The following is a 22,903-nucleotide window of genomic DNA, read 5'->3' on the forward strand; positions in this document are numbered from 1 at the left end:
CGCCAAGGGTAACAGCGCCGCCGATCCGCGACGATCTGCAGCATGGCCCACATCCCGCTTCGGCCCCACCCCAAAAGTCCGGCGCAGGCGTCTCCAACACATCCGGGGTCCGCTGACGGCCGGTCTCGCATTGGGCATCGCGGCGACCTTGCTGTTCGCGCTCGCCCCCGGAATTGCCGGTTCGCACGACACCATCAGCCGGATCGATCGGTGCAGTCAGGGCATAGAGCTCGACCCCGGCCTACGCGAAGCGGTCGGGCGGTCCTCCGTTCACGCCTCGCTCCCCGAGACGATCCGCGACGGCCTTGCGGGGGCGGTCGTCAATCGTGTGGACGAAACCGACACGCGCTATGCCTATCGCTCCATGCTCGCCTGCCTTGAGTCGGAAACCGTCATGCCGGAACGCGCCGCCGCCACGCAGGCCCGCTGGCACTCGACCACCCGCACACTGCTCCGTATGGGCATCCCCACGCAGACCGTCCGCACGCTCGACGCGCCGTTCACCCAGATCCGGACCGCGTTCGCCCACGACGACTACCTCACCGCACACGAAACCGAACGCCAGTTGGTCCACCAACTCCTGCATATGATCATCCAGCACGACGGCAGTGCGATCGCGGGCTCCGCCAGTGCCCCACCCACCGACGTCCACTGGTTGGCCAGTCGCGACTTTACCGGCGCCTGCTCGTCCGCAACCGAGCCCATGGACGACAGCGAAGGCCCCTCGCTTTGTCATGAAGCCGCCATCAGGTTGCAGCGGGCCCACTCGCCATGCGAACTGTTGAGCGCCCCGGCAGCGCTTGCAAGCAAGGCCTGCAACGCCGATCCGGCTGCCTCCACGCCGGAGCAATCCGCACGATCGGGATCGACGCTGGCCCGATCATGAAGGACCAAGGATTCCCGCCGGCGCACGTCCGCAGCCGACACCGCCCGACAAAGTTTCCACCGGCCGACGCCCGCCTTCTCGGTCCGAAGTGAAAGGAACCTTCGTTGTCGTAACGAGACGAGGCCCGCACCCATGCTCATCCACGAGCCTGGGGGCGAACAATGGTCAAGACAGTCAAATTCGGAAGCCTCGATGCCCTCGTCGGATTGAGCTTTGATTCCGCTTCCCTGGCTTATTCCGCTCCGACCAAGATCAACGGGACGGTCACCAATACGACCGCCTCGACAACCGAAGTTCTGACCTATTATGGCCTCTCGGCGACGGTGGGATCGCCGTTCATCACGCTGCCCAACATTTCCTTCAAGGTGGTGAGCGTATCGGACGCAACCAATGAACTGACCATCGATGCCTATTACGGGTCATCGATGGTGGCCGAACTGGGCTTCACGGTCACCGGTTTCAGCGCGGCCGGGCTCGCGCTTTCGAGCATTCCGATCGACGCCATGGTGCTTACCGGAACCAATCTCCCCTCGCTCATGGGCTCGGCCTTCGTGCTCGGCTACAACATTGCGCAGGCAGCGTCGCAATCGATCCAGTTCAAGGAAAGCGATCTCTATTCCTTCACGCCCTCGGCCAAAGTCGTGTTCGGGACGGCCAAGGCCGATACGATCACCGGGACGACCGGACCGCAGACCTTGCTCGGCATGGACGGAAACGACCGGATCGTCGCGGGCAGCGGGGCGGACATGCTGTATGGCGGCAATGGCGCCGACGTCCTCATTGCCGGAGCGGGCAACGACACGCTCTATGGGGGCGCAGGCAACGACCTGCTCTATGGCAGCACCGGCACCAGCGTGTTGAAAGGCGGGGCGGGCAACGACACCTTGCGGGCGTGGACCGGCCACACGGCAATGACCGGGGGCGACGGTGCCGACACCTTCGTCTTCGCGCTCGGCAATACCGGAGGCTCCAGCCCCTCGACAGCCGACGTCATCAACGATTTCTCGCATACGGCGGGCGACCACATCAATCTGTCTCTATTTGATTCCCATTTGCCTGCCGGGGGGCCGACGCACCTGACCTTCATCGGAACGGCCGCCTTCGACGGTCATGCCGGTGAAGTCCGCTATGAGACGGTTGGACAGAACCTGGCCATTTATGGCGATATCGACGGCGACGGGACCGCCGATTTCTGTATCGTGGCCAAGTCGATCAGCACGCTGGTCGCGTCCGATTTCCTTCTTTGAAGGCTTGGCGCGGTTGTAATATATTGTCGCGTCGCAGGTCCCGCTTGCGCAAGATCAGCGTTCGTTCAGTTGCCCTGCTCCATGATCATGGTCGTTGGCATGACGGCTTCATGAAGTGTCGCGTGCCCGATTTGAATGAGGAATTGTTGATCATGCCCCGCCCGGATCGTTTCCGCAGCCACAGCGGCGTCGCCCTTGTTTCGGCCATGGCTCTCGCACTCGGCCCGACTGTCGCCTCGGCACAGTCGGACCCGAACTATGGCACTTCGTCGCCGGATCAATCTGGCCAGTACAACTCGCAATACGACCAGAATTACTCTCAGTATGACCAGAACTACTCTCAATATGGTCAGAACTACGACGCACCGCCGCCTCCCGAACCCTCGGCACCAGTCGGATACAACGGGTCCGAGCCTCCCCCGGCTCCGGACGGCTATATCGCTCCGTCCGATATCTCCGCACAGCGAGCCGCAGACGCCCGCTATGCCGCCGAGGCCCAGGCATGGGCTCGCGACAATTGCGTGAAGTCACATGGCGACGTGGCTGCGGGCGCAGTCATCGGCGGCATTCTGGGCGCGATCGTCGGCGGCAGCCTCGCCGGACGCCATGACGGCGGCGGCGCAGTCGTTGCCGGTGCAGCACTCGGCGCGGCAGGCGGTGCGGCAGTGGCAGCGTCTACCGGCAGCAACGAAACCAGTCCGGGCTGCCCTCCGGGCTATGTCGTGCGGCACAATGCCCCCGTCTATGCCTATTCCTATCCCGACTATTACTATGCCGCGCCCGGCTGGTATCGGCCGTGGATCTACACGGGCGGAGCCTGGATCTATCGTCCCTACCCGTACCACGACTGGTACTGGCATCGTTATCGCGGCCCCTCGTGGTACCGCGACGGCTGGCGTGGTGGTCCCGGATGGCGTGGCGACGGGCGTGGTTGGCATGATGGTGGCGGCTGGCATGGCGGCGGCGGCTGGCATGGCGGCGGCGGCTGGCATGGCGGCGGCGGACACGACCATTACTGAACCCATTGGCGAACAAGAAAAACCCCGCGGCCTTCAAAGCTGCGGGGTTTTCATTTCGTCCGGAATAATGCCGTCAAACTCCGGCACGCCCGACGCCTCGACAGCATCGGGCCATGGTATCAGTCGCAGGGATCGCCCGGTTCGATATTGATGCTCGGCTGGGTCTGGCGCACGCGGCTACCCGGCGGGACCGAATGGGTCAGCCAGACATTGCCGCCGATGACCGAACACTTGCCGATGGTGATGCGCCCCAGAATGGTCGCCCCGGCATAGATGGTGACATCATCCTCGATGATCGGATGGCGCGGTTCGTTCTTGACCAGCCGACCTTCCGCGTCGGTCGAGAAACTGCGGGCCCCCAGCGTCACCGCCTGATAGAGCCGTACCCGGTTGCCGATGATTGCGGTCTGTCCGATGACGACGCCGGTCCCGTGATCGATGAAGCAACGCTCGCCGACTTGTGCGCCGGGATGAATGTCGATCCCCGTGCGCGAGTGGGAGACCTCGGCAATGATGCGGGCAACCAGCGGCGCACCCAGATGATAGAGTTCGTGCGCGATCCGGTGATGGATCAGCGCCGTGATCCCCGGATAGCAGAGCAGGACTTCATCGACGCTGCGCGCAGCCGGGTCACCGTCGAAAGCAGCCTCGGTATCGCCGTCGATCAGGCGACGGATCGCAGGCAGGCGACGCGCCAGCTCCTCCACGATCGCATTGACCGCCCGTTCGATGGCCGGACCGCCGCGTTCGTGCCGGGTGTAATGGAGTTCCATCCGCACCTGTGCCGCCAGCAGCGGCAGGGCCGACTCGAGACTGGCGCGAACGAAGCAGTCCTCGTTGGCAGCCCCCAGATCCGGCGGACCCAGCCGCAAGGGGAACAGCGCCGCTGCCAGCGTGTCGATCACGCGCCCGATGGCATGGCGTGACGGGAAGCCCAAAGCCCCGAATTCGGCCGGATGCCCCTTTTCCTTGCGCCAGTCCGCGCGCAATCCGCGCAGTTCGGCCACGACCGGCCCGATATCGAACGGCGCGTCCTCGGCCGCCACGTTTGGATCACCCATCATCTTGTTTCCGTCTGTGCGCGCGGCATCCGCACGCAGGGTCACGGCGAGTACTATGACGAAATGCGCCGAGCGCAACTGTCCTTTACCGAACGGGCGCGAACAATTCCCGTTCCGACCGCACACCAACCGCCTGAAAACGCCCCGTCCCGCCCGATCCGAAGAGCCGATCAGGCGGCCCGAACGAGGATCGCCTGCCCCTCGGGCGCGAACGCCACTGCATCGAGCATCTCGGCGAGACCGCAATCTCCCGGAACCAGCACATCGCCACCGATGCGCACTTCGCCCCGGCGTGGAATGACCAGCAGGGGCCCGGGATAAGCCGCCCGGATCGCGGCATCGGGCTCTCCGTCAAGCCGATCAGCCCGGAAATACCGTCCGTCTGCCAGTTCGACCGTACCCGCGTCCGGGATATGACGACGGAGCGCGGGATCGTGCGGCTCGCCCCGCGCCACCTTGATCCCGGCGTCGAGATGCAATTCGCGCGGACGCCCATAATCGAACAGGCGATAGGTGATGTCGGAATTCTGCTGAATCTCGATCAGGCTCACCCCTGCCCCGATCGCATGCACCGTCCCCGCAGGAATGTAGAAGAAATCACCCGGACGAACCGGATACCAGACCATCATGCCTTCGATCGAGCCGTCGAGGGCCGCCGCGCGCATCGTTTCCGCATCAATTCGGTCGCGGAACCCCACGCCAAGCGTGGCGCCCGGTTCCGCATCGATCACCAGCCAGCATTCTTCCTTGCCGGAATCGGTCTCCCCCGCAGCAGCAGCCTGGGCATCGTCGGGATGGACCTGCACCGACAGCTTTTCGCTGGCGAAGATGTATTTGACGAGAACCGAAGGCAATTGCGCCGGGGGTTCGAACCAGATTTCGCCGATCCGCTTGCCATCCGGCGTCGCGAAAGGCGCGGGAAGGACATCCTTGCCCCACGGCTTCTCGACAGTCCGGATCGGCAGGCGGCTCACTGGTTGGCCGCTCCGTGCAGCTTGCCGACAAGCTGCGCACCGGCAGGCGTGGTCACCAAGACTTCGTCGCCATCGACGACGATGATCAGGTTCTCGACCCCGACGACCGAAATGCGCGGACCGTCGGTCTGGGCCAGGACATTGCTGCAATTCTTGAGCTCGACCGAACCCTTGACCGAATTGCCGGCGTCATCGCACGGCAAGGCTTCGTGCAGGGCCTGCCAATTGCCGATGTCGGACCAGTCCATCGCGACCGGCACCATGGCCGCACGATCGGTCTTTTCCATCACCGCATAATCGACCGATTCGCCCGCGATCGTGGCGAAGATCGCCGGATCGGGGTGGAACCGATGCCCGTCCGCCTTTCCGGCCGCCACGGCCGCGCGAACCGCATCGGCAATGTCGGGCCGGTGCCGGGAAAGCTCGTCCATGAAAGCCCCGGCGCGGAATGCGAAAATGCCGCCGTTCCAGGAATAGTCGCCCGAGGCGAGGAAAGCCTGTGCCCGTTCGAGATCGGGCTTCTCGACGAACCTGTCGACCCGATAACCGCCGGTTCCCGGAATTTCCGGACCATGCTTAAGGTAACCGAAACCGGTTTCCGGCGCAGTCGGGGTAATCCCGAAAGAAACCAGCCAGTCGTCGGCAGCCAGGGCTGCAGCCGCATGGGCCGCCGCCTGAAAAGCCTTCCAGTCGCCGATATGGTGATCGCTCGGGCAGACCAGCATGATCGCATCGGCGGGCAAAGTCGCGGCGGCAAGGGCGATCGCGGCTGCCGTATTCTTCCCTTCGGGCTCGACGATGATCGTCGCTGCGTCGGGATCGGGCAGCTGGCTTTCCACCAGCGGGACATGCGCGCCACCGGCCACGACGATCGGATCGGCAAACCCGGCGTCCTTGCTGCACCGCGCAACGGTCGCCGCAAACAGCGTACGTTCGCCCACCAGCGGAAGGAACGGCTTGGGATTGGTTTTGCGCGAACGAGGCCACAAGCGAGTGCCGCTGCCACCGCACAGGACGACCGGTACGATCTTGTTCACGCCGTCAAATCTCTCTTAGCAAGTGCAACATCCGTCGTGAGGCACGACAGCTTCTCGCTTCCGCTTATAACACCGGGAATGGCATGTCATGCCGAAAATTGGTGCGAATTCGTGTGGATTATGCAGGGGGGTTAGAGCGTTTACATTACTTGCCCTGTGCCCCGGCACTCTTGCACCCCGCCGGATCGGGAGTGGATCAGCAAGGCCCAGGAGAAACGTTTTTCATAACATTTACGTTTCCGGACAATGAAGTTTCATTCATTATTCGTGAATCGTATATTCACCATTCGCGACAATCATCATGTTAACCACTTTCGGTGATTTTTGCCGCCATGAAGTTTCGCAAAGTCAGTTGGTATAACCTGGCCCGCATGGGGGCCCTCATGGGGGCGGACGCCCTTGCCGGTGGATTGTGCTACTTCCTGTTTGCGACAGCGACGATCGTCCTGACCAGCAACGGGCGCAATCACGCCATGGTCTGGCCGGCAGACGCAGTCATTCTGGCGCTTCTTCTTTCCCGCCCCCGTCGGCACTGGCCGGTGCTGCTTCTTGCCGGATGGGCAGGCAATCTCGTCGCCAACGGGGTTGCCCGGGGCTGGGTCCTGGGCCTTGTCCTCTATGGCGCGATCAACATGGGCCAGACTCTGCTCGCCGCTCATTTCGTCCGGCGCTCGCGTGTCGGTGATGACGTCATGGCCGATTCGGGTTCTTTCGGCCGATTCCTGTTCTGGGCCGGGCTGATCGCGCCAGCGCTCGGTGCGGCGGCCGGTGCGCTCAGTTCGCAGATGATCTACGGTCAGCCCCTGCTACCCTCCTTCGGCCGCTGGATCGCCAGCAACTCGCTGGGCTTCGTCATCTTCACCCCGTTCTTCAAGGGCATCTTCGACGGCAGCTATGCCCGCGCGCTCGGCTCGCTCAAGAAAATCACCTTGGCCGAAAACCTTGCCGTCTTCGGCCTCCATGTCGCCGTGACGCTGCTGGTCTTCGCACAGAACCGGCTGCCGCTGCTCTACCTGCCCTTTTCCACGCTCCTGTTGCTGACGTTCCGCATGGGGCGGCTGGCTACACATCTGGGAACGCTTCTGGTTGCGGTGGTCGCGATCATTGCGGCGCTCAACCACAGCGGGCCGATGGCGCTCATCGATCAGGGCCCCTTGATCCAGACGGTGTTCCTGCAAGCCTATCTTGCGGTTCTGCTCTGCACCTCGCTGCCGGTTGCCGCCGTCGTTTCCGCCCGCGCGGACGCACAGGCCGAACTCGCCGCGCGCGAGGAAACCCTGCGTCTCGTCATGGCGCGCTCTCCCGACGCCATTCTCGCCTTCGACGGCAACGGGATCTGCCGTTGGGCCGATGGCCCGCTGCGCGAATATCTCGGCATCGAACCGGACGACATCGTCGGCGCCTCGATCACCGAACTCAGCGTCAAGACCGGAGGCGCGCTCGAGCGGATGTATCACCATCTGCTCGCCAGCAACGGCCATCACCACACCAGCGACTTCAATCCCGCGCGTCACCCCGAACTGACGCTGGAGGCCTCGCTGCGCCTTGCCCCCCGGCAGACCAGCACGATCGGTTCAGTCATCATCATGCGCGACATCACCGTCCGCAAGGCTCGCGAAGTCGCCATTTCGAAAAGAGCGGAAACCGACGATCTCACCGGCGTTCTCAATCGCGCGGGCTTCCACCAGCGGCTCAACCTTGCCATCGAGACCAGCGAGGAACCGTTCAGCCTCGCCCTGATCGACGTCGACCGTTTCAAGTCGATCAACGATACCTATGGCCACCCGGTCGGCGACGCTGCCCTGATCGAGATCGTCCGCCGCATGAAGACCGGCACGCGCAAAGGCGACGTGGTCGGACGCCTCGGCGGAGACGAGTTCGCCATCCTGTTTCGCTGCGAGATGGCCAAGGCCGAAACGATCTGCAAGCGCATTACCGGCCTCGTTTCCACAGACCCCATCCACGCCAACGACAATGTCCTGCTGCTGACCTCGATCAGCTGCGGCGTCGCGCAGTTCGCCCCGGGCATGTCGCGCGAACAGCTGGTCGATGCTGCCGACCTGGCGCTCTACCAGGCCAAGGATTCAGGACGAAACGGCGTCAAGACCGTCGCCTGATCGCGCCTCGGGAATAAAACGCGGCCCATCCCCGTCTCCCCCCGCGAAACCGCAAGGGAGCCGAACCATGACCCACAATCCCTATTCCAACCCGCCTCATTCCACCACGCCCATCCTCGACCGCCGGGCCGCCCTTTCCTGCATGGGCTGGCTGGGTGCGGGAACCTTGTTCACGTTTTCGGGCGGCATCGCCTCGGTCATGGGCACCGGAGCCGCCGAGGCCGCCACCGGCCACGCCCCGATTTCCTTCGTCCAGATCAGCGACACGCACGTCGGCTTTTCCAAACCCGCCAATCCCGATCCGGTCGCAACGCTCAGGGAAACGATCGCCCATGTCCGCGCCCTGCCCCGGACGCCGGATTTCATCGTCCACACCGGCGACGTCACTCACCTCGCAACGCCCGAACAGTTCGACCATGCCCGTCAGCTTCTGGCCGAACTGCCCGCCCCCACCTTCTTCATTCCGGGCGAACACGACCTGGCCGGGGGCAGCGATCCGCGTCCGTTCCTGACGGCATTCGGAAAGGAAACGCGCGGCGACGGCTGGTTCAGCTTCGACCTTCACGGCGTCCACGTCATCGGCCTCGTCAATGTCGTGCGCCTTGGCGATCATGGGCAGGGGACACTGGGCCGCGACCAGCTCGACTGGCTCAAGGCCGATCTGGCGGGCCTCTCGGCATCCACCCCGATCGTGCTCATCGCCCATTTCCCGCTCTGGGGCCTTTATCCCGAATGGGGCTGGGGGACGAGCGATGCCGCCGAAGCTTTCGGCTATCTCGCCCGGTTCGGCTCGGTCACCGCGCTCAACGGCCACATTCACCAGATCCAGCGCCATCTCGAAGGCAAGGTACAGTTCCACACCGCCCGCTCGACCGCCTATCCCCAACCCGCGCCGGGTCAGGGCCCCGGCCCCGGTCCTCTCGCGCTTCCCGCCGAACAATTGCGCAGCGCGATCGGCTATTCCTCGGCAGAAGTGCGTCACGCGCCCTCTCCACTCGCCATCACCGACGCGACCCTCGCCTGATCGGAGCGAACCGCCATGCGCTTACGCCTTGCCGCTCTCGCAGGCGCGACCACCGTTCTGGTCGCCGCCACCGAAATTCCCTCACCGTCTTCAGGCGACGCGGCCAATGGCGCCCGCCTGTATCAGGCCTGCATGGGGTGTCATTCGATCGAGGAGAACGACATCGGCCCCAGTCATCGCGGCGTCGTCGGGCGCTCCGCCGGAACGGTCCCGGGCTATGCCTATTCCCCCGCGATCAAAGGATCGGGGCTGGTGTGGACGCCCGCCAATCTCGACAAGTGGCTGACCGACCCGCAAGTGCTCGTGCCCGGAACGAAAATGTACTTTTCCGTTTCCGACCCACGCGAGCGCGCCGACATCATCGCCTTTCTCGCCAGCCAGAAATAGGCGAGACTGCGCGCCCATGACTCGCCGCTGGCCCATTCCCCGGCTCGCCTTCTCTCGCCGCCGCCCGGCGCGTGAGGAAGCGGGCCATGACGAGGACCGCGTTCACCGGCTGATCCTGCCCCATCTCGACGCGGCATGGACTTACGCGCGGTATCTCACACGCGATGCGGCCCTTGCCGAAGACATCGTGCAGGACGCGTTCCTGCGGGCATTCCGGGCGCAGGCATCGTGCCACGGGGACGGCAAGGCATGGCTGATGGCGATCGTGCGCAATTGCTGGCACGACTGGCTGCGCGCGCATCGCCGTGTCGAAACAGCCGCCATCCTGACCGATCCGGTGGACGAGAACACACCGGAAAGCCTGCTCGAACGGCAAGGCGAAACCGATCGCCTGCGCGCCGTGCTCGGCGACTTGCCCGAACCGTTTCGTGAGACGCTCGTCCTGCGCGAGCTGGAGGAAATGTCCTATCGCGAAATTGCCGAAGTGACCGGAGCCCCCATCGGCACGGTCATGTCCCGCCTTGCCCGTGGCCGCGAAATGCTGGCAAAACTGATGCTTGAAAGCGAAGAGCCGGACGAGAGAGAGGCGATGCAGCGATGACCGACACGCCCATCCCTTGCGCGGACAAACTCCTTGCGCTCCATGCCTTTGCCGATAGCGAACTCGACGCGCTGACCACTGTCGCGATCGAGGAGCACTTGCGCACGTGCGCGGGGTGTCGCGCCGCACTCGAAAAGATCGAGGCGACACGCGCCCTGCTCTCGCGCACTTCCCTGCGCCACCAAGCCCCCGGCGCCTTGCGCGAGAGCATCCTGGCCGAAGTCGCCCCCCGCGCCGGACAGAATCGAAAATCCCGTCGTGCGGGCGTCGCGCCATGGCTGGGCGGCGGCGTGATCGGCGCTCTCGCGGCCAGCCTTGCGCTTTTGCTCGCGGTTCCCGACATGGCCGAACCGGGCCTGTCCGACGCCTTTGTCGACGGGCAGATCCGATCGTTGCAAGGGGCCCATCTCGTCGACGTCGAAACGTCCGACCGCCACACCGTCAAACCCTGGTTCAACGGGCGCATCACCTATGCCCCGCCGGTGGTCGACTTGCGCGACGCGGGCTTTCCGCTGGTCGGGGGGCGCCTCGACGTGGTCGAGCGCGAAAACGTCGCCGTGCTCGTCTATCGCCGCCGCCTGCACTGCATCAACCTGTTCATCCGCCCCATGCCCCGGCTGGCTTCTCCCTTTGCCGGGGAAACCCACCGCGCGGGCTACAACCTCGTCCGCTGGAGCTCGGGTGGGCTCGAATTCTGGGCCGTGTCCGACCTCGCGTCCTCCGAGCTTCAGGAATTCCGCCGCAATTTCGAACGCGAAAGCCGCTGATCGCCACACCGGCGGCTTTCGCGCGACTTATGCGGCGCGCAAGGTCGGCATATTACCGCAGTTTCAGCTCGAAGCGCACGGTCCCGTCCTTTTCCTCGCCCGACGTCGATGTGGACAGGAACAGGCGGATCGGATCGATGCCGCCCTTGGTGACCAGAGCATCGCGGATGGCCGTACCCCGGGCGCGGCCAAGCGCTTCCAGATCGGCCGGGCCGGGCATGAAGCCCTTACGCAGGTGGTCGCGCAACCAGTCGATCTCACCCGTCACCCGCGCCTTGTGCCCATCGTCCCCCTTCGCTTCGGGCGCCAGTCCGGCAAAGTCGGGGTTCTGGTGGAAGCTCTGCTTGAACAGGGCCTTCAACCGCTTTTCCTGATCCGCAGGCGCAAGCGCGGCAAAGTCGACCGGCTGCCCCTTGCGTATGGGCTTGACCATCAGGGCTGCATTCATCTTGCGGTCGGCCAGAACCTTTGCATCACCGGCAAGACCGGGGCCCGCCGGAATGTCGAGATTGAGCGCGGGGCGATCGGCCAGCCCCTTGCCCAGCGCGGTCAGGCTTTCCCCGGCTGTGTCGGGCAACTGCGCCGAACCGGGGGCAAAGTCGACGAACTGCGCCTTTTCCGCTCCGGCAAACAGCGAGCCGAGGAAACGGAACGGCGCTGTCACGGCCTTGGTGATGACATTGCCGATGATTTTCCAGATGATCGGCCCCAGCCGGAACGTCGGATCGTCAAGCGTCCCGCGCACCGGAACGTCCAGCCGGATTACCCCATGGCTGTCCTTGAGCAGCGCCGTCGCCAGCCGCACCGGCCAGGACACGCGCGCCTTGTTGGCGCTCGCCTGGCCCCACTGCAACTGATCGACGATGACATGGTGCTCGGCCTGCAAGGCGCGATTGGCAATGTGATAGGTAAAGCGGGTCGACAGCTTGCCCTTGGCAATCGAATAGCCTGCGTAGACCCCGGAATAGGGATTGAACATCGGCAGTTCGATATTGCTGAAAGCCACCTGGACATCGCTCGCGCGGTCGTAATGGAACGGGTCCATCGTGCCGCTCAGGGTGACCGGGGAATAACGGTCGTTCACTTGCCCTTGCAGATCGATCGCGGCCAGTGCCCCACCACTGTTGGTGATATTGCGCACGTGTCCATGGAGCGCATCGATCCGCGCCTCGAAACTGGGCGAAATCGAATAGTCCGCAAAGTTGAGCGTCCCGCCCTGCAACGCGAGATCGTGCAGGCGGATCGGCAAGGCGGGAGACGACGAAACGGGTGACGGTGAAACGGCGTGAGCCACAGGTGAAGGCGCTGCCACCGCCACGACCTGCCCCTCGGATTTTGCCGCATCGCTTTTCGCAGCAGGCGTCGCGGCGGGCGTTGCCCCGGACACCAGCGGAGAGAAATTGAACGTCCGATCGGCCATGATCGCGATCCGCCCCACCGCTCCGTTCAAACGCGCGCCGGCAATGTCCACGCCGGACGGCGCGTAACGCAATCCCGACAGAGCAAGGCCGTTCCACGCGACGAGCGGCGCATCGGTTCCCGCTTCATGCAGCGCAACGCCATCAAGCGATGCGTCCCCAACAAACCGGACACCGGCAGGCGACCACCCCTGGGCAAGAGTGACCACACCCTTTGCCCCCACCTTGCCCGACCGCAGGACAAGCCCCGGCAACGACGGCAGATAGGGCAGCACCGGCCCGACCTGGAACCCGGCAAGATCGAACCGCACCTGCCCCGCCCCGGTTCGCGGTGCGACCGTGCCTTCGCCCGAAAGCCGCGCTGCGCCGTTGATGCGCATGGCAAAGCGCAGATCGAGCGGACGGACCATGTCGGTATCGAGATTGCCCGATGCCAGATCGATCCCGGTGACTTTCATGCGAACGGTCGGTCCAACTGCGTGGTCTTCCCACAACACGGCACCGTTGGTGAGCGCGAAGTCGGCAAGATGGACGTACCAGGACGGCGTGGCCTGCGCTTCGCCGTCCGCTTTTACCCTGCTGGCCTTCGCAGCAACAGGCGTGTATGGCGGCATCAGCCGCGCCAGATTGAACGCTCCTCCGGCAGACCGGCGCAGCGGAACCTCGAGTCCCGAAAGATGCAGAGCCCCGAGCATCATCCGGCGCGCGCCGTAATCCAGCCGCGCCTCGTCGAGCCGCGCTTCGGCAAGATGAAGCGCCTGCGTCTTGTCTGGCCCATCGACCCGCACATCGTTCAGAACCGCCCCTTGCGCCAGTCCGGTCAGGCTGCCGAGCGCGTGATCGGACCCGATGGCAAGGTCGATCCGGCCATGCCCCAGATCCATCTTTCCGGCATGGGCACTGCCCCGAAACAGCGTGCCGCCGTCGAGACCGACATCGGCAAGTCCCAGACGCGCGACATCGACGCCGAGCCGGGTCGCGCCACCGGCGTAACGCACGGCATAGCGTCCGGCAGCCGATGCCTTGCCGCTGGTCGGAATCACCGGTAACCACGGACTGAGATAGCGATAGAGCGTGTCGGCACGCAGGTCCGCGACCGCGAAACTGCCGGTCGAACCAAGCGGGGTCAGCGAGAGACGCCCCCGCCAGTCGAACCGCTCGCCCGCATCGCTTGCCGCCGCGAACGTGAAATCACCCGATCCGCTCGCCGACGTACGCAAATCCTTGAGCGTGAACGTGACCGGCTCCAGTCGCGACCGCGGCTGCAACGGCAGGCTGAGATCGGCAAAGGCCACTTGCCCGCCCGCAATGGTCAGACGATCGATGCGCAAGGCCAGCGGCTTGGTCGCTTCACCGGTCGAGGGCGGAATCAACTCGGCCAGATTGAGCGAACCGTCCCGCCGCACGATCGCATCGACGGCAGGCCTGTCGAGCCCCACTTCGGGCAAGTGCCAGGCTTTCTCGAACACCGACAGCGGCGCCATCTTCAGATGCAGATGCCCCAGCGCAACCATCGGATGCGTCGGATCGTCCACCGCGATCGAGTCGATATCGAGCGTGAAACGGAGCGGATCGAAACGGATTTCACCCAGCGCCAGCCGCTTGTGCAGGCGATCATGGGTCCAACCCACCGCTTGCGAACGCAATACACGGGGGACCAGCCAATACCCCGCGGCAAGATAGCCGAGCACAAGCAGGATCAGGACGGCCGGAGCGATCCACCACTTGCGACGTGCGGGGGCCATGCGAGGCGTTTCAGCGGGATTTACCATGTCCAATAACTCTCGGCGTCCGTTTCCGATCAGCCCCTTAGTGGCTGTTTCACAATTAGCCTATCGGCGAATTTCGAAAGCTTCATCGCCTCTCCCCAGCTACAGCCCGCTTCCTGAACGAAAGTGGATAAGGCATCGCCATTTCCAGTTCTTGCCGAGTTATCTCGAAAACAAGACGTCAATACAGACCAACGATACCTTCGCCATCAACTAAGCCGACCACGGGATTCGAAAACGAATACCAGCCATCAACCGACACCCCAGCGGAAACTTCATCTTAAGAAATCAACAATAAACTAAAGTCATAAATTCCACCTTCCTTTTGTTTCGACAATCCCCCCACGACCGGACCAGTGCGCGCCATGAAAACCGTCAAACCCGATGACCTGTTCAAAGGCGCGCAGGAAGTCGACATCTCCAACGCACTGTCGATGCGGCATCCGGACGACTGGGCAACTTTCTACAAGGAAGCCCTCGACGAAGCTGCCATCGTCGCGATGACGGACCCGGACGGCACGATCACCTCGGTCAACAAGAAGTTCTGTGAAATCAGCGGATACCGCGAACATGAACTGATCGGCGCCAACCACCGACTGCTGCGATCGGGGATCCACGATCGCGCGTTCTGGCGCGACTTCTACCAGACGATCACCCGGGGTCACGTCTGGCACGGCAATATCTGCAACCGGGCAAAATCAGGCCATCACTACTGGGTCGACACGACGATCGTCCCGCACAAGGACGCCACCGGACGCATCCACAGCTACACGGCAATCCGTTTCGACATCACCCCGCAAAAGGTCGCCGAAGAACGCCTGTGGAAACTGGCGAACACCGACCCCCTGACCGGACTGCCGAACCGTCGTCGTTTTCTGGAAAACCTGCAGTCCCTGACCGACACCGGCGCTGAAAACGGCATCATCCTCGGCCTGATGGACATCGACAACTTCAAGGGACTGAATGACAGCCTCGGGCATACCGTCGGCGACCATGTCCTTCAGCATGTGGCGAACCGGATCAGGGAAACTTTGGAAGCCGAAGACATCGTCGCACGCCTGGGTGGCGATGAATTTGCCCTGATTCTGCGTCATTGTGCCTCCAATACCGAGGCTGAAGAACGCATTGCCCGGATCGAGGATGCCTTGTCCGAACTCATCCCGCTGGGCCGGGACAGCAGGCGGGTGTCCGCCTCGCTTGGACTGACCCGCTTCCCCGAAGGCGGAGCAACCGCGAACGAACTGATGAAGCACGCGGACATCGCGCTTTACAAGGCAAAGGCCAACGGTCGCAATCGCACCGAATTCTTTACCGATTCCATGCGCGAGGAAGTGATCCGGCACACCGAACTGCTGCATCGCTTCGAAAACGCGCTTCGGAACAACGAACTCGAAGTCCACTATCAGCCGGTCATGCCCCTGACCCGGCAGGCCCCGTTCAAGATGGAAGCCCTGCTACGCTGGCGCCATCCCGAGCAAGGCCTGCTCTACCCTCCCCAATTCATGGATGCCCTGCTCGACGAGGGGCTAGCAACCATGGCGGATTTCCATGTTCTGGAAACCGTGCTCCGCGATCTCCGCCGATTCCACGCCGATGGAGCAAGGCCGCAGATGGTGACGATCAATGCGACCATGGGCGATTTTCGCAGCCCGCATTTCATCGCCCGCATTCTGACCGCGATCGAGGACGGCGAGATCGCCCCCGCCAACCTCTGTGTCGAAATTACCGAGGGGATGATTCTGGACGACCGCAGCAGCGTCGCACGCGCCGGCATCGAAAAACTCCATGCCCACGGCATCCTGACCGCCTTCGACGATTTCGGCACCGGTTACGCTTCGCTGCGCGACCTGCGCGACCTGCCGGTCGACTTCATCAAGATCGACAAGAGCTTCATCGTCTCCCTCACCACCGACGCGGCCGACCGGGCAATCGTGCAAACCGTCATCGAGCTTGCCCACCATCTCGGGAAACGGGTCGTCGCCGAAGGCGTGGACGACCCCGCCAAACTCGCGATCCTGCGAGAATTCGGCTGCGATTCCATCCAGGGCTTCCTGATCTCCCCCGCCCTGCCGCTCGACGCCATCCGCCAATTCCTCCTCGACGGACGAGCCGACGAACTCAGGATCTGATCTGGCGCCGAACGAGGCAACGTCTTCGGATGGGCAAAGCCTTCACTTTCGAAGCAAGAGAAGCTGCCTCTGTCAGTGACAAAATGGATGCGCATGTCTCGCGGATCAAAATGATCGAAAGCGCATCTGCCGACTGATGAAAATACCTTATCTCAGCGTCCACCAACACCCCCTGAGAGGCAGAAAGCCTAATAAAGCAAATCTTTCAGGGGTGGTGTTTGGTGAGCCCAGCTGGATTCGAACCAGCGACCTACTGATTAAAAGTCAGTTGCTCTACCGACTGAGCTATGGGCCCGGCACCTTGCGGTGCGCGTGCCTTAGGGGGCGCGGGGCGGCGGGTCAAGCGGGCGAGGAGGTGTTTCACACGAAGTGCGGTTTCAGGGTCGCGCCAATCGGGGGCGATCGCGGCGGCGGGGATCAGGACGAAAGCCCGCTTGCGATATTCGCGATGGGGGATGACAAGACGGCGGTCGCGCCAGACACCCCGGCTCCACAACACGATGTCGAGATCGAGCGTGCGGGCGCTCCAGCGTTGGGAGCGGCGAGTGCGCCCGAAGGAGGCCTCGATCGCCTGCAATCGATCGAGCAGCTCAAGCGGAGCGAGCGCGCTTTCGATCAAGGCCGCAGCATTGGCATACATGCGCCGCGAAGGGCCGAGCGGAACCGTCGCGATGACCGGGGACGTTGCCAGAACCCGGTGACCATCGGCCCGGAGCGCGGCAAAAGCCGCACTCAGCACCCGCGACGGCGTGCCGTGGCGCGGGTGGGCGATATTGGATCCCAGAGCGATCAGGAAGCGGTCACTGCCCCCGCGTGTCTGCGTCACTTGTCCTGAGCAAGCCGGGCGTAGAGTTCGGGACGACGGTCGCGGAAAAAGCCCATCCCTGCGCGATGCTTGCGCGCAAGAGCAAGGTCGAGCGTCGCCACCAGCACGCCGGTTTCCTCGGCCCCGTATTCGACGACCAGATCGCCCCATTCGTTGCTGATGAAGCTGTTGCCGTAGAAAGTCTGCCCGTTTTCCTCGACGCCGATGCGGTTGGCGGCAATGACCGGCATGCAGTTCGAAGCGGCATGGCCCTGCATCGCGCGGCGCCAGACCCGACTGGTGTCGAGATCCGCGTCATAGGGCTCGGACCCGATCGCGGTCGGATAGAACAGCACTTCGGCGCCCATCAGCGCCATGGCGCGGGCGCATTCGGGATACCACTGGTCCCAGCACACCCCGACACCGATCCGCGCGCCGAAAACGTCCCACACCTTGAACCCGGTATTGCCGGGACGAAAATAGTACTTTTCCTCGTACCCCGGCCCATCGGGAATATGACTCTTGCGATAGATGCCCATGATCTCGCCGTCCGGGCCGATCATCGCCAGGGTGTTGTAGAAATGCTGTCCGTCGCGCTCGAAAAAGCTGGTCGGGATGGCAACGCCGAGCGCCCGCGCCAGCTTGCGCATGGTCGCGACCGAGGGATCGCTTTCCAGCGGATGCGCGAGCGCGAAACGCGCTTCGTCTTCCTGCTGGCAGAAATAGAAACCGGCGAAAAGCTCGGGCGGAAGGATCACGCGCGCGCCGTGCCCGGCGGCCTGTTCGACAAGCTCTGCCACCGCCATGATGTTGACGGCCGGATCGGGATCGTTGAGCGCCAGTTGCAGCGCGGCAAGGGTGAGTTGGGTCATGACGCGCCAGACCTAGTCCGATCGCCGCCCTGTTTCAACGACGGGACGATGACAGGTCGCACAAGGCTTCCTATCTGATGGGCAGGATGACGACAGAAAGGACCGATCCCATGGCTCAGGCCATCCTTGCCGGAGGCTGCTTCTGGTGCACCGAAGCGGTGTTCCGCGATGTCATCGGCGTCAGCAACGTCGAAAGCGGCTATATCGGCGGCACCGTACCCCACCCCACCTACAAGCAGGTCTGCGGCGGCGACACCGGCCATGCCGAGGCGATCCGCGTGACATTCGATCCCGAAACGATCGCGCTTGCCGACATTCTCGACATCTTCTTTGCGACGCACGATCCGACGCAGCTCAATCGCCAGGGCAACGATGTCGGCACGCAATACCGCTCTGCCCTGTTCCCCCTCGACGAGGCGCAGCGCGACGAAGCGCAGGCCGCCATCACGCGGGCCCAGGCCGATCGCCCTGCCCCGATCGTCACCACGATCGAAGGCCCCGCGACCTGGTATCCGGCCGAGGATTATCATCAGGACTATTGGGAAGGCGAAGGACAGCGCAATCCCTATTGCCTCGCGGTCATTCCGCCCAAGCTTGCCAAGCTGCGCAAGAGCTTTGCCGCCCGCGCCAAGGCATGATCGGGACGGCCTGCCTCCTGTTCGATCAGAACTTGAACTGACCGAACAGGCCGACTTCGTTGTAAGTCCCGCGGGTTCCGGCCGAACCGCCGATGGTGCCGTTCTGGGTCGAGATCGAACCGTTGTCGATAGCCTCGCGCTTGTAGACAAGGGCAAGATCGACCACCCGGACCGGCTCCCATTGCAGGCCGAGGTTGAAATAGTGATCGCGCACCGGCGTCGGTTCGTCGAGACGGGCGATATTGCGCACCCAGTCATAGCGACCAAACGCGGTCAGCTTCGGCAGGATCAGCACATTGCCGAAGAAGGCATAGCCGAGGCTGGAATCCTCGGTCGTGGAATTGATGCTGGCAAAGTTCTTGGCGTGGAAATATTCGCTGCCGAGGCCGAACAGGCGCGACTTGTACCCCACCGCCAGATCAAGCCGCTGTGCCGAATGATAGACCGGCAGGAACGTCATCGACGTCGTGGTCGACACCGATTTGCCCAGATGCCCGTCATACCCGCCGATGGCCGCATAAAATCCAGCGTAGCGGGCCGAGATGCGCCCTTCGACATCGACGTATTTGGTGACGTTGACGTTGCTGTAGCCCGAACCGTCGACGGCCGAGACCTGATAGGACAAGTGCCCGCCGAAGAGATCGCCCAGGACATGCACGCCCCAGTCGGCCGAATTGCCCAGCTTCACCCGTTCGACCAGTGTATTCTCGATATGGCGATAGCCGTACTGCCCTTCGAGATAGGGAATCCACGGCATCGGCGCCGCCCCCAGCCGAACGGTCAGCTCCGGTGAGACGGTTGCCTGGAGATAGGCGTTCTTGATGAACAGCGCACGCGCGACCGGAGTGCTCGACGTGCTCGAATTGCTCGCATTGTTGCCGTTGGAGGTCGTCCCCACGACATTGCGGATGTCGGTCAGCACGGTCGCCGAGAACGCCTTGCTGAACTGATGATCGACGCCGAGATAGAGACGCTTGATGTTGAAGCCGGTCCCCTCGGCCGCGACCGGGGCCCCGGCCGAAGTCTGGTGGATCGTGCTCTCGTTGAAATAGGCGATCGCCTGGAACCGTGTACTGCCCACGGGCCGCGTGCCCGCCGGGAGTGCGGGAACCGGCTGGTTCGCGGCCAGCACCGGGGCAGGCGATGTTGCAGGCATCGGGGCATTCGCCGGAACAGGTAGCATCGCCGGTTGAGAGACGACGACCGGGGCGGCGCTGGTCGTGGCACCGGCCAGAGCTACGGGCGCGACCTGAGGCGCTGCCGGTTGTGCCGGCGCAGTGCTCGCCAAGGCGGGCGGCGATGCGGCTGCACCGTGTTGCAGGGCTGCGATCGCGGCGCCCTGCTGCGCCACCAAAGCCTTGAGCTCATCGATCTCGCGCTGCTGTTCGCGAATTTCGTTGCGGGCCGTGTCGAGCTGCCGGGCAAGCGCGGCCTGCGTCCCAACCGAAGCCGTCGTTTCGGCTTGCGTGGCGCCATGGGCAAGCTGGGGCAAAACCAGCATCCCGGCGAAAGCCAGTCGGCTGGCGGTGGTACGAAAAATCTTGCGCATGCTGTCTCGCGCGGCCCTCTAGTCCCCCGAAACGGGCGGCACAATGCGAAATCTTACATTTTTGTGACAAATTTGCGCCTCCCGAAAACCGCACTGTGACCGGTCACAGGAGGTATGGAAGGGCCCCTTCAGCTCCCCTCAACGGACGAGGCGGCACGATCCTGCGCGCTCTTGTCCGAAGAGCGCGTTTCGGAACACTCGCCATGCGTGGATCAACTCCCTGGCGCTTTGGACGATTTTCCATTCCGCCATGCGGTTGCGCCCCTGCGGCGAAGGCTTATGGTCGCGCGACGAGAGGTCGTGAAGGAGTTGCAATGATCCCGGCAAAAGCGGGAACGGCATGGCGGGACGGACTTGCCGGGCTGTCGATTGCCGGGCTCATGCTGCCCGAAGCGGTGGCCTATGCCGGAATTGCGGGACTGGCTCCGGGACGCGCCCTGATCGCGGCGGTGGCCGGAGGACTTGTCTATACGCTGATCGGGCGCAGCCGGTTTGCGGTCGTCTCGGCGACATCCTCGTCCGCCTCGATCCTTGCCGCTTCGCTCGGCAGCCTCGCAGCCACTCCCGCTCTTGCCGGAGCAGTCAGCGCGGATGAACTGGCAACGGCCTTCACACTGATGGTCGGCCTCATTTTCTGCGGTCTGGCTCTATTCCGGCTGGGTGGCCTTGCCGGGTTCGTCTCGCGGCCCGTCCTGCGCGGGTTCGCGTTCGGCCTTGCCGCCACGATCATCATTCGGCAATTGCCCAAACTCGTGCGGATGCCGACGCCGGGCGGGAATATCGGCGAAGTTCTCGCCGGGCTGCTGCTGCATATCCCGCAATGGCACTGGCCCACTGCAGCACTCGGGTTCGGCTCCCTGGTGGCGCTGATCCTGCTGCGTCGCATACGCGGAATGCCCGCGACACTCCTAGTCATGGCTACGGGCATCACGCTCGGCACCTTTGGCCCCCTCGCCCATTCCGGACTGGAATTGACCGGGCCTGCCCCCTTGCAGTGGCCGACGCTGGCGCTGCCGCTCGACTTTGCGGTCTGGGGACGAGTCATCCAACTGGCCGCGCCGCTGACCCTGATCGTCTTTGCCGAAAGCTGGGGAACGATCCGCACTCTTGCGCTCGCCCATGGCGACGACATCTCGTCGAACCGGGAACTGGCCGCGATCGGCCTTGCCAACGGAGCGGCCGCGCTCGTTCAGGGCATGCCCGTCGGCGCCGGGTTCTCGATCGGCACCGCCAATGCCGCCGCCGGTGCGACCAGCCGCCTGTCGGCCGCCGTTGCCAGTCTGGCCACGCTGGCGCTGGCGCTCTTTGCCGGGCCGCTGATCGCCCGCGTACCCGAACCGGTTCTAGCCGCGGTGGTCGTCAGCGCCCTGCTCCATGCGCTGTCTCCGGCGCCGATCGCGCGGCTCTTTCACTTGCGCCGCGATCCGTGGGTTGCCTTTGCCGCGGCCATGGGCGTTCTGCTGCTCGGCGTTCTCAACGGCATGCTCGCGGCAATCGCGCTTTCGATCGCGCAATTGCTCTATCGCTGGTCGCATCCGGTAACGAGCGAACTGGGCCGGGTCGGTAGCCACGATTTCGTCGACCTTGCCCATCACGACACGGCCGCACGCATTCCCGGCGTTGCCATCTGGCGCCCCAATGCCCCGCTGTTCTTTGCCAATGCCGAGACGGTCCTGCACGACATCGGCCACAAGGCGCGGACCAGCGGCGTGCATGTCGTCATCCTCAGCCTTGAGGAAAGCGACGATCTCGACGCCACCGCGCTCGATGCGCTGGACGAATTCGCGCAAGGACTGCACGGCGCGGGATGCCGCCTGATCCTTGCCCGCGCGCACGATCGCGTACGCGACGTGCTTTCCGCCGCCGGTCTTGCTATGCTGGCCGAGAATTCCACCTTCAGCGTGGCGGACGCCGCCACGCGCGCCACACGAGAGGAGACCGGCGATGGCTCTGTCCCACCCCGTCCATCCGATCCTGCACCCGGTCTCCATCCATGACTTGCGCCCGACCCAGATCACGGTCGGCCTGCGCGAAGTGGAAACCAAGCGGCGGCAGTGGCGCGACCGGCCGCGCGATGCGGCGGGACGTTTCCTCGGCGGGCACATGATCCCCGCCGTGATCGGTCCCAAGGGACAACCCTGGATCGTCGATCACCACCACCTCGCCCTCGCCATGTTGCAGGAAGGGGTCGAAGAGGTCATGATCTCGGTCCTCGCCCGGCTCGACGACTTGCCGAAAAAGCGGTTCATGGCCTTCATGGATGCGCACAACTGGCTGCACCCCTATGACGAAGACGGCAAGCGGCGCGAGTTTTCCGACTTGCCCCGTCATATCCGGGATCTGGTCGACGACCCTTATCGCTCGCTTGCCGGAGAAGTTCGTCGCGCCGGGGGCTATGCCAAGTCGCCCACGCCCTATACCGAATTCCTCTGGGCCGATTTCTTTCGCGACCGGATCAAGTCTGGCAAGCTGGAGAACGATTTCGGAGATGCGCTGAGCCATGCACTCCCCCTCGCGCGCAGCCAGGACGCCCGGCACCTGCCCGGCTGGGCAGGCCCCGACAGCACCGACTGATACGGGACCTGCGATGAGGAAACCTCATT

19 protein-coding genes and 1 tRNA gene are annotated in these 22,903 nt (G+C 63.9%); 12 read left to right on the plus strand and 8 right to left on the minus strand.

Annotated elements, in window-relative coordinates:
* The 3 genes from Y88_RS15355 to Y88_RS15365 all read left to right on the plus strand — a co-directional run.
* Positions 1-886: hypothetical protein (locus Y88_RS15355; protein ID WP_232281107.1), on the plus strand; the 886-nt coding region annotated here is incomplete at its 5' end.
* A 161-nt stretch (positions 887-1,047) separates the two neighbouring features.
* Positions 1,048-2,133, plus strand: coding sequence for a calcium-binding protein (locus Y88_RS15360; RefSeq protein WP_008070876.1), 1,086 nt, complete (start codon positions 1,048-1,050; stop codon positions 2,131-2,133).
* A 152-nt stretch (positions 2,134-2,285) separates the two neighbouring features.
* A complete protein-coding gene (locus Y88_RS15365) occupies positions 2,286-3,152 on the plus strand; it encodes a hypothetical protein (RefSeq protein ID WP_232281108.1) in 867 nt (288 codons plus the stop codon).
* Positions 3,153-3,271: 119 nt separating this feature from the next.
* Here Y88_RS15365 and epsC read toward each other — a convergent pair whose 3' ends face one another.
* From epsC to Y88_RS15380, 3 genes are all read right to left on the minus strand, one after another.
* Entirely contained in the window at positions 3,272-4,216 is a 945-nt protein-coding gene (gene epsC, locus Y88_RS15370) for a serine O-acetyltransferase EpsC (protein ID WP_232281109.1), read from the minus strand.
* Between the two features lie 167 nt (positions 4,217-4,383).
* The gene (locus Y88_RS15375) at positions 4,384-5,187 is read right to left on the minus strand and encodes a class I mannose-6-phosphate isomerase (RefSeq protein WP_008070884.1); all 804 of its coding nucleotides are present in this window, start codon (positions 5,185-5,187) and stop codon (positions 4,384-4,386) included.
* Positions 5,184-6,224, minus strand: coding sequence for a mannose-1-phosphate guanylyltransferase (locus tag Y88_RS15380; RefSeq protein ID WP_008070886.1), 1,041 nt, complete (start codon positions 6,222-6,224; stop codon positions 5,184-5,186). Before Y88_RS15380 ends, Y88_RS15375 begins: the two co-directional genes overlap by 4 nt.
* A 332-nt stretch (positions 6,225-6,556) precedes the next feature.
* On the opposite strand from Y88_RS15380, the gene Y88_RS15385 reads away from it, so the two are divergent.
* The 5 genes from Y88_RS15385 (at position 6,557) to Y88_RS15405 (ending at position 11,120) form a co-directional block, all read left to right on the plus strand.
* Entirely contained in the window at positions 6,557-8,341 is a 1,785-nt protein-coding gene (locus Y88_RS15385; protein ID WP_232281110.1) for a sensor domain-containing diguanylate cyclase, read from the plus strand.
* A gap of 67 nt (positions 8,342-8,408) precedes the next feature.
* A complete protein-coding gene (locus Y88_RS15390; protein ID WP_008070891.1) occupies positions 8,409-9,365 on the plus strand; it encodes a metallophosphoesterase family protein in 957 nt (318 codons plus the stop codon).
* Positions 9,366-9,380: 15 nt separating this feature from the next.
* The gene (locus Y88_RS15395; protein ID WP_008070892.1) at positions 9,381-9,752 is read left to right on the plus strand and encodes a c-type cytochrome; all 372 of its coding nucleotides are present in this window, start codon (positions 9,381-9,383) and stop codon (positions 9,750-9,752) included.
* A 16-nt stretch (positions 9,753-9,768) separates the two neighbouring features.
* Positions 9,769-10,353 carry a sigma-70 family RNA polymerase sigma factor gene (locus Y88_RS15400; RefSeq protein WP_008070894.1) on the plus strand — a complete coding sequence of 195 codons (585 nt, stop codon included), beginning with the start codon at positions 9,769-9,771 and terminating at the stop codon, positions 10,351-10,353.
* Positions 10,350-11,120: an anti-sigma factor family protein gene (locus Y88_RS15405; RefSeq protein ID WP_008070900.1), complete on the plus strand. Its 771-nt coding sequence runs from the start codon at positions 10,350-10,352 to the stop codon at positions 11,118-11,120. Before Y88_RS15400 ends, Y88_RS15405 begins: the two co-directional genes overlap by 4 nt.
* 52 nt (positions 11,121-11,172) lie before the next feature.
* On the opposite strand, the gene Y88_RS15410 is transcribed toward Y88_RS15405, so the two are convergent.
* Entirely contained in the window at positions 11,173-14,283 is a 3,111-nt protein-coding gene (locus Y88_RS15410) for a DUF748 domain-containing protein (RefSeq protein WP_008070901.1), read from the minus strand.
* A 389-nt stretch (positions 14,284-14,672) separates the two neighbouring features.
* Here Y88_RS15410 and Y88_RS15415 point away from each other — a divergent pair, with 389 nt between their 5' ends.
* Complete coding sequence (locus tag Y88_RS15415) at positions 14,673-16,436, plus strand: putative bifunctional diguanylate cyclase/phosphodiesterase (RefSeq protein WP_018075844.1); 1,764 nt, start codon at positions 14,673-14,675, stop codon at positions 16,434-16,436.
* Positions 16,437-16,655: 219 nt separating this feature from the next.
* Here the strand turns inward: Y88_RS15415 and Y88_RS15420 are convergent.
* From Y88_RS15420 to aguB, 3 genes are all read right to left on the minus strand, one after another.
* Positions 16,656-16,731: transfer RNA gene (locus tag Y88_RS15420), tRNA-Lys, on the minus strand.
* Positions 16,687-17,262, minus strand: coding sequence for a 2-amino-4-hydroxy-6-hydroxymethyldihydropteridine diphosphokinase (gene folK, locus Y88_RS19015; RefSeq protein WP_008070903.1), 576 nt, complete (start codon positions 17,260-17,262; stop codon positions 16,687-16,689). Before folK ends, Y88_RS15420 begins: the two co-directional genes overlap by 45 nt.
* Positions 17,259-18,113 (minus strand): N-carbamoylputrescine amidase, encoded by an 855-nt coding sequence (gene aguB, locus Y88_RS15430; protein WP_008070905.1) that lies wholly within the window; start codon positions 18,111-18,113, stop codon positions 17,259-17,261. Before aguB ends, folK begins: the two co-directional genes overlap by 4 nt.
* Positions 18,114-18,223: 110 nt before the next feature.
* Here aguB and msrA point away from each other — a divergent pair, with 110 nt between their 5' ends.
* Positions 18,224-18,751 carry a peptide-methionine (S)-S-oxide reductase MsrA gene (msrA, locus tag Y88_RS15435; protein WP_008070908.1) on the plus strand — a complete coding sequence of 176 codons (528 nt, stop codon included), beginning with the start codon at positions 18,224-18,226 and terminating at the stop codon, positions 18,749-18,751.
* A gap of 25 nt (positions 18,752-18,776) precedes the next feature.
* Here the strand turns inward: msrA and Y88_RS15440 are convergent, their stop codons facing one another.
* Positions 18,777-20,300 (minus strand): hypothetical protein, encoded by a 1,524-nt coding sequence (locus Y88_RS15440; protein ID WP_008070910.1) that lies wholly within the window; start codon positions 20,298-20,300, stop codon positions 18,777-18,779.
* A 314-nt stretch (positions 20,301-20,614) separates the two neighbouring features.
* Between Y88_RS15440 and Y88_RS15445 the strand changes: the two genes are divergently transcribed.
* Positions 20,615-22,297, plus strand: coding sequence for a SulP family inorganic anion transporter (locus tag Y88_RS15445; RefSeq protein ID WP_008070913.1), 1,683 nt, complete (start codon positions 20,615-20,617; stop codon positions 22,295-22,297).
* On the plus strand, positions 22,245-22,874 hold the full coding sequence (locus tag Y88_RS15450; RefSeq protein WP_026166981.1) for a ParB-like protein: 630 nt from the start codon (positions 22,245-22,247) through the stop codon (positions 22,872-22,874). Before Y88_RS15445 ends, Y88_RS15450 begins: the two co-directional genes overlap by 53 nt.
* Positions 22,875-22,903 lie beyond the last annotated feature (29 nt).

This window comes from Novosphingobium nitrogenifigens DSM 19370, assembly GCF_000192575.1.
Lineage (GTDB): Bacteria > Pseudomonadota > Alphaproteobacteria > Sphingomonadales > Sphingomonadaceae > Novosphingobium > Novosphingobium nitrogenifigens.

What these genes read in the sequence shown, in the direction of transcription:
- Y88_RS15360 (WP_008070876.1), top strand. Translation starts at nt 1,048, where the DNA reads ATGGTCAAGACAGTCAAATTCGGAAGCCTCGATGCCCTCGTCGGATTG.
- Y88_RS15365 (WP_232281108.1), top strand. Translation starts at nt 2,286, where the DNA reads ATGCCCCGCCCGGATCGTTTCCGCAGCCACAGCGGCGTCGCCCTTGTT.
- epsC (WP_232281109.1), bottom strand. Translation starts at nt 4,216, where the DNA reads ATGATGGGTGATCCAAACGTGGCGGCCGAGGACGCGCCGTTCGATATC.
- Y88_RS15385 (WP_232281110.1), top strand. Translation starts at nt 6,557, where the DNA reads ATGAAGTTTCGCAAAGTCAGTTGGTATAACCTGGCCCGCATGGGGGCC.
- Y88_RS15390 (WP_008070891.1), top strand. Translation starts at nt 8,409, where the DNA reads ATGACCCACAATCCCTATTCCAACCCGCCTCATTCCACCACGCCCATC.
- Y88_RS15395 (WP_008070892.1), top strand. Translation starts at nt 9,381, where the DNA reads ATGCGCTTACGCCTTGCCGCTCTCGCAGGCGCGACCACCGTTCTGGTC.
- Y88_RS15400 (WP_008070894.1), top strand. Translation starts at nt 9,769, where the DNA reads ATGACTCGCCGCTGGCCCATTCCCCGGCTCGCCTTCTCTCGCCGCCGC.
- Y88_RS15405 (WP_008070900.1), top strand. Translation starts at nt 10,350, where the DNA reads ATGACCGACACGCCCATCCCTTGCGCGGACAAACTCCTTGCGCTCCAT.
- Y88_RS15410 (WP_008070901.1), bottom strand. Translation starts at nt 14,283, where the DNA reads ATGGCCCCCGCACGTCGCAAGTGGTGGATCGCTCCGGCCGTCCTGATC.
- Y88_RS15415 (WP_018075844.1), top strand. Translation starts at nt 14,673, where the DNA reads ATGAAAACCGTCAAACCCGATGACCTGTTCAAAGGCGCGCAGGAAGTC.
- aguB (WP_008070905.1), bottom strand. Translation starts at nt 18,113, where the DNA reads ATGACCCAACTCACCCTTGCCGCGCTGCAACTGGCGCTCAACGATCCC.
- msrA (WP_008070908.1), top strand. Translation starts at nt 18,224, where the DNA reads ATGGCTCAGGCCATCCTTGCCGGAGGCTGCTTCTGGTGCACCGAAGCG.
- Y88_RS15440 (WP_008070910.1), bottom strand. Translation starts at nt 20,300, where the DNA reads ATGCGCAAGATTTTTCGTACCACCGCCAGCCGACTGGCTTTCGCCGGG.
- Y88_RS15445 (WP_008070913.1), top strand. Translation starts at nt 20,615, where the DNA reads ATGATCCCGGCAAAAGCGGGAACGGCATGGCGGGACGGACTTGCCGGG.
- Y88_RS15450 (WP_026166981.1), top strand. Translation starts at nt 22,245, where the DNA reads ATGGCTCTGTCCCACCCCGTCCATCCGATCCTGCACCCGGTCTCCATC.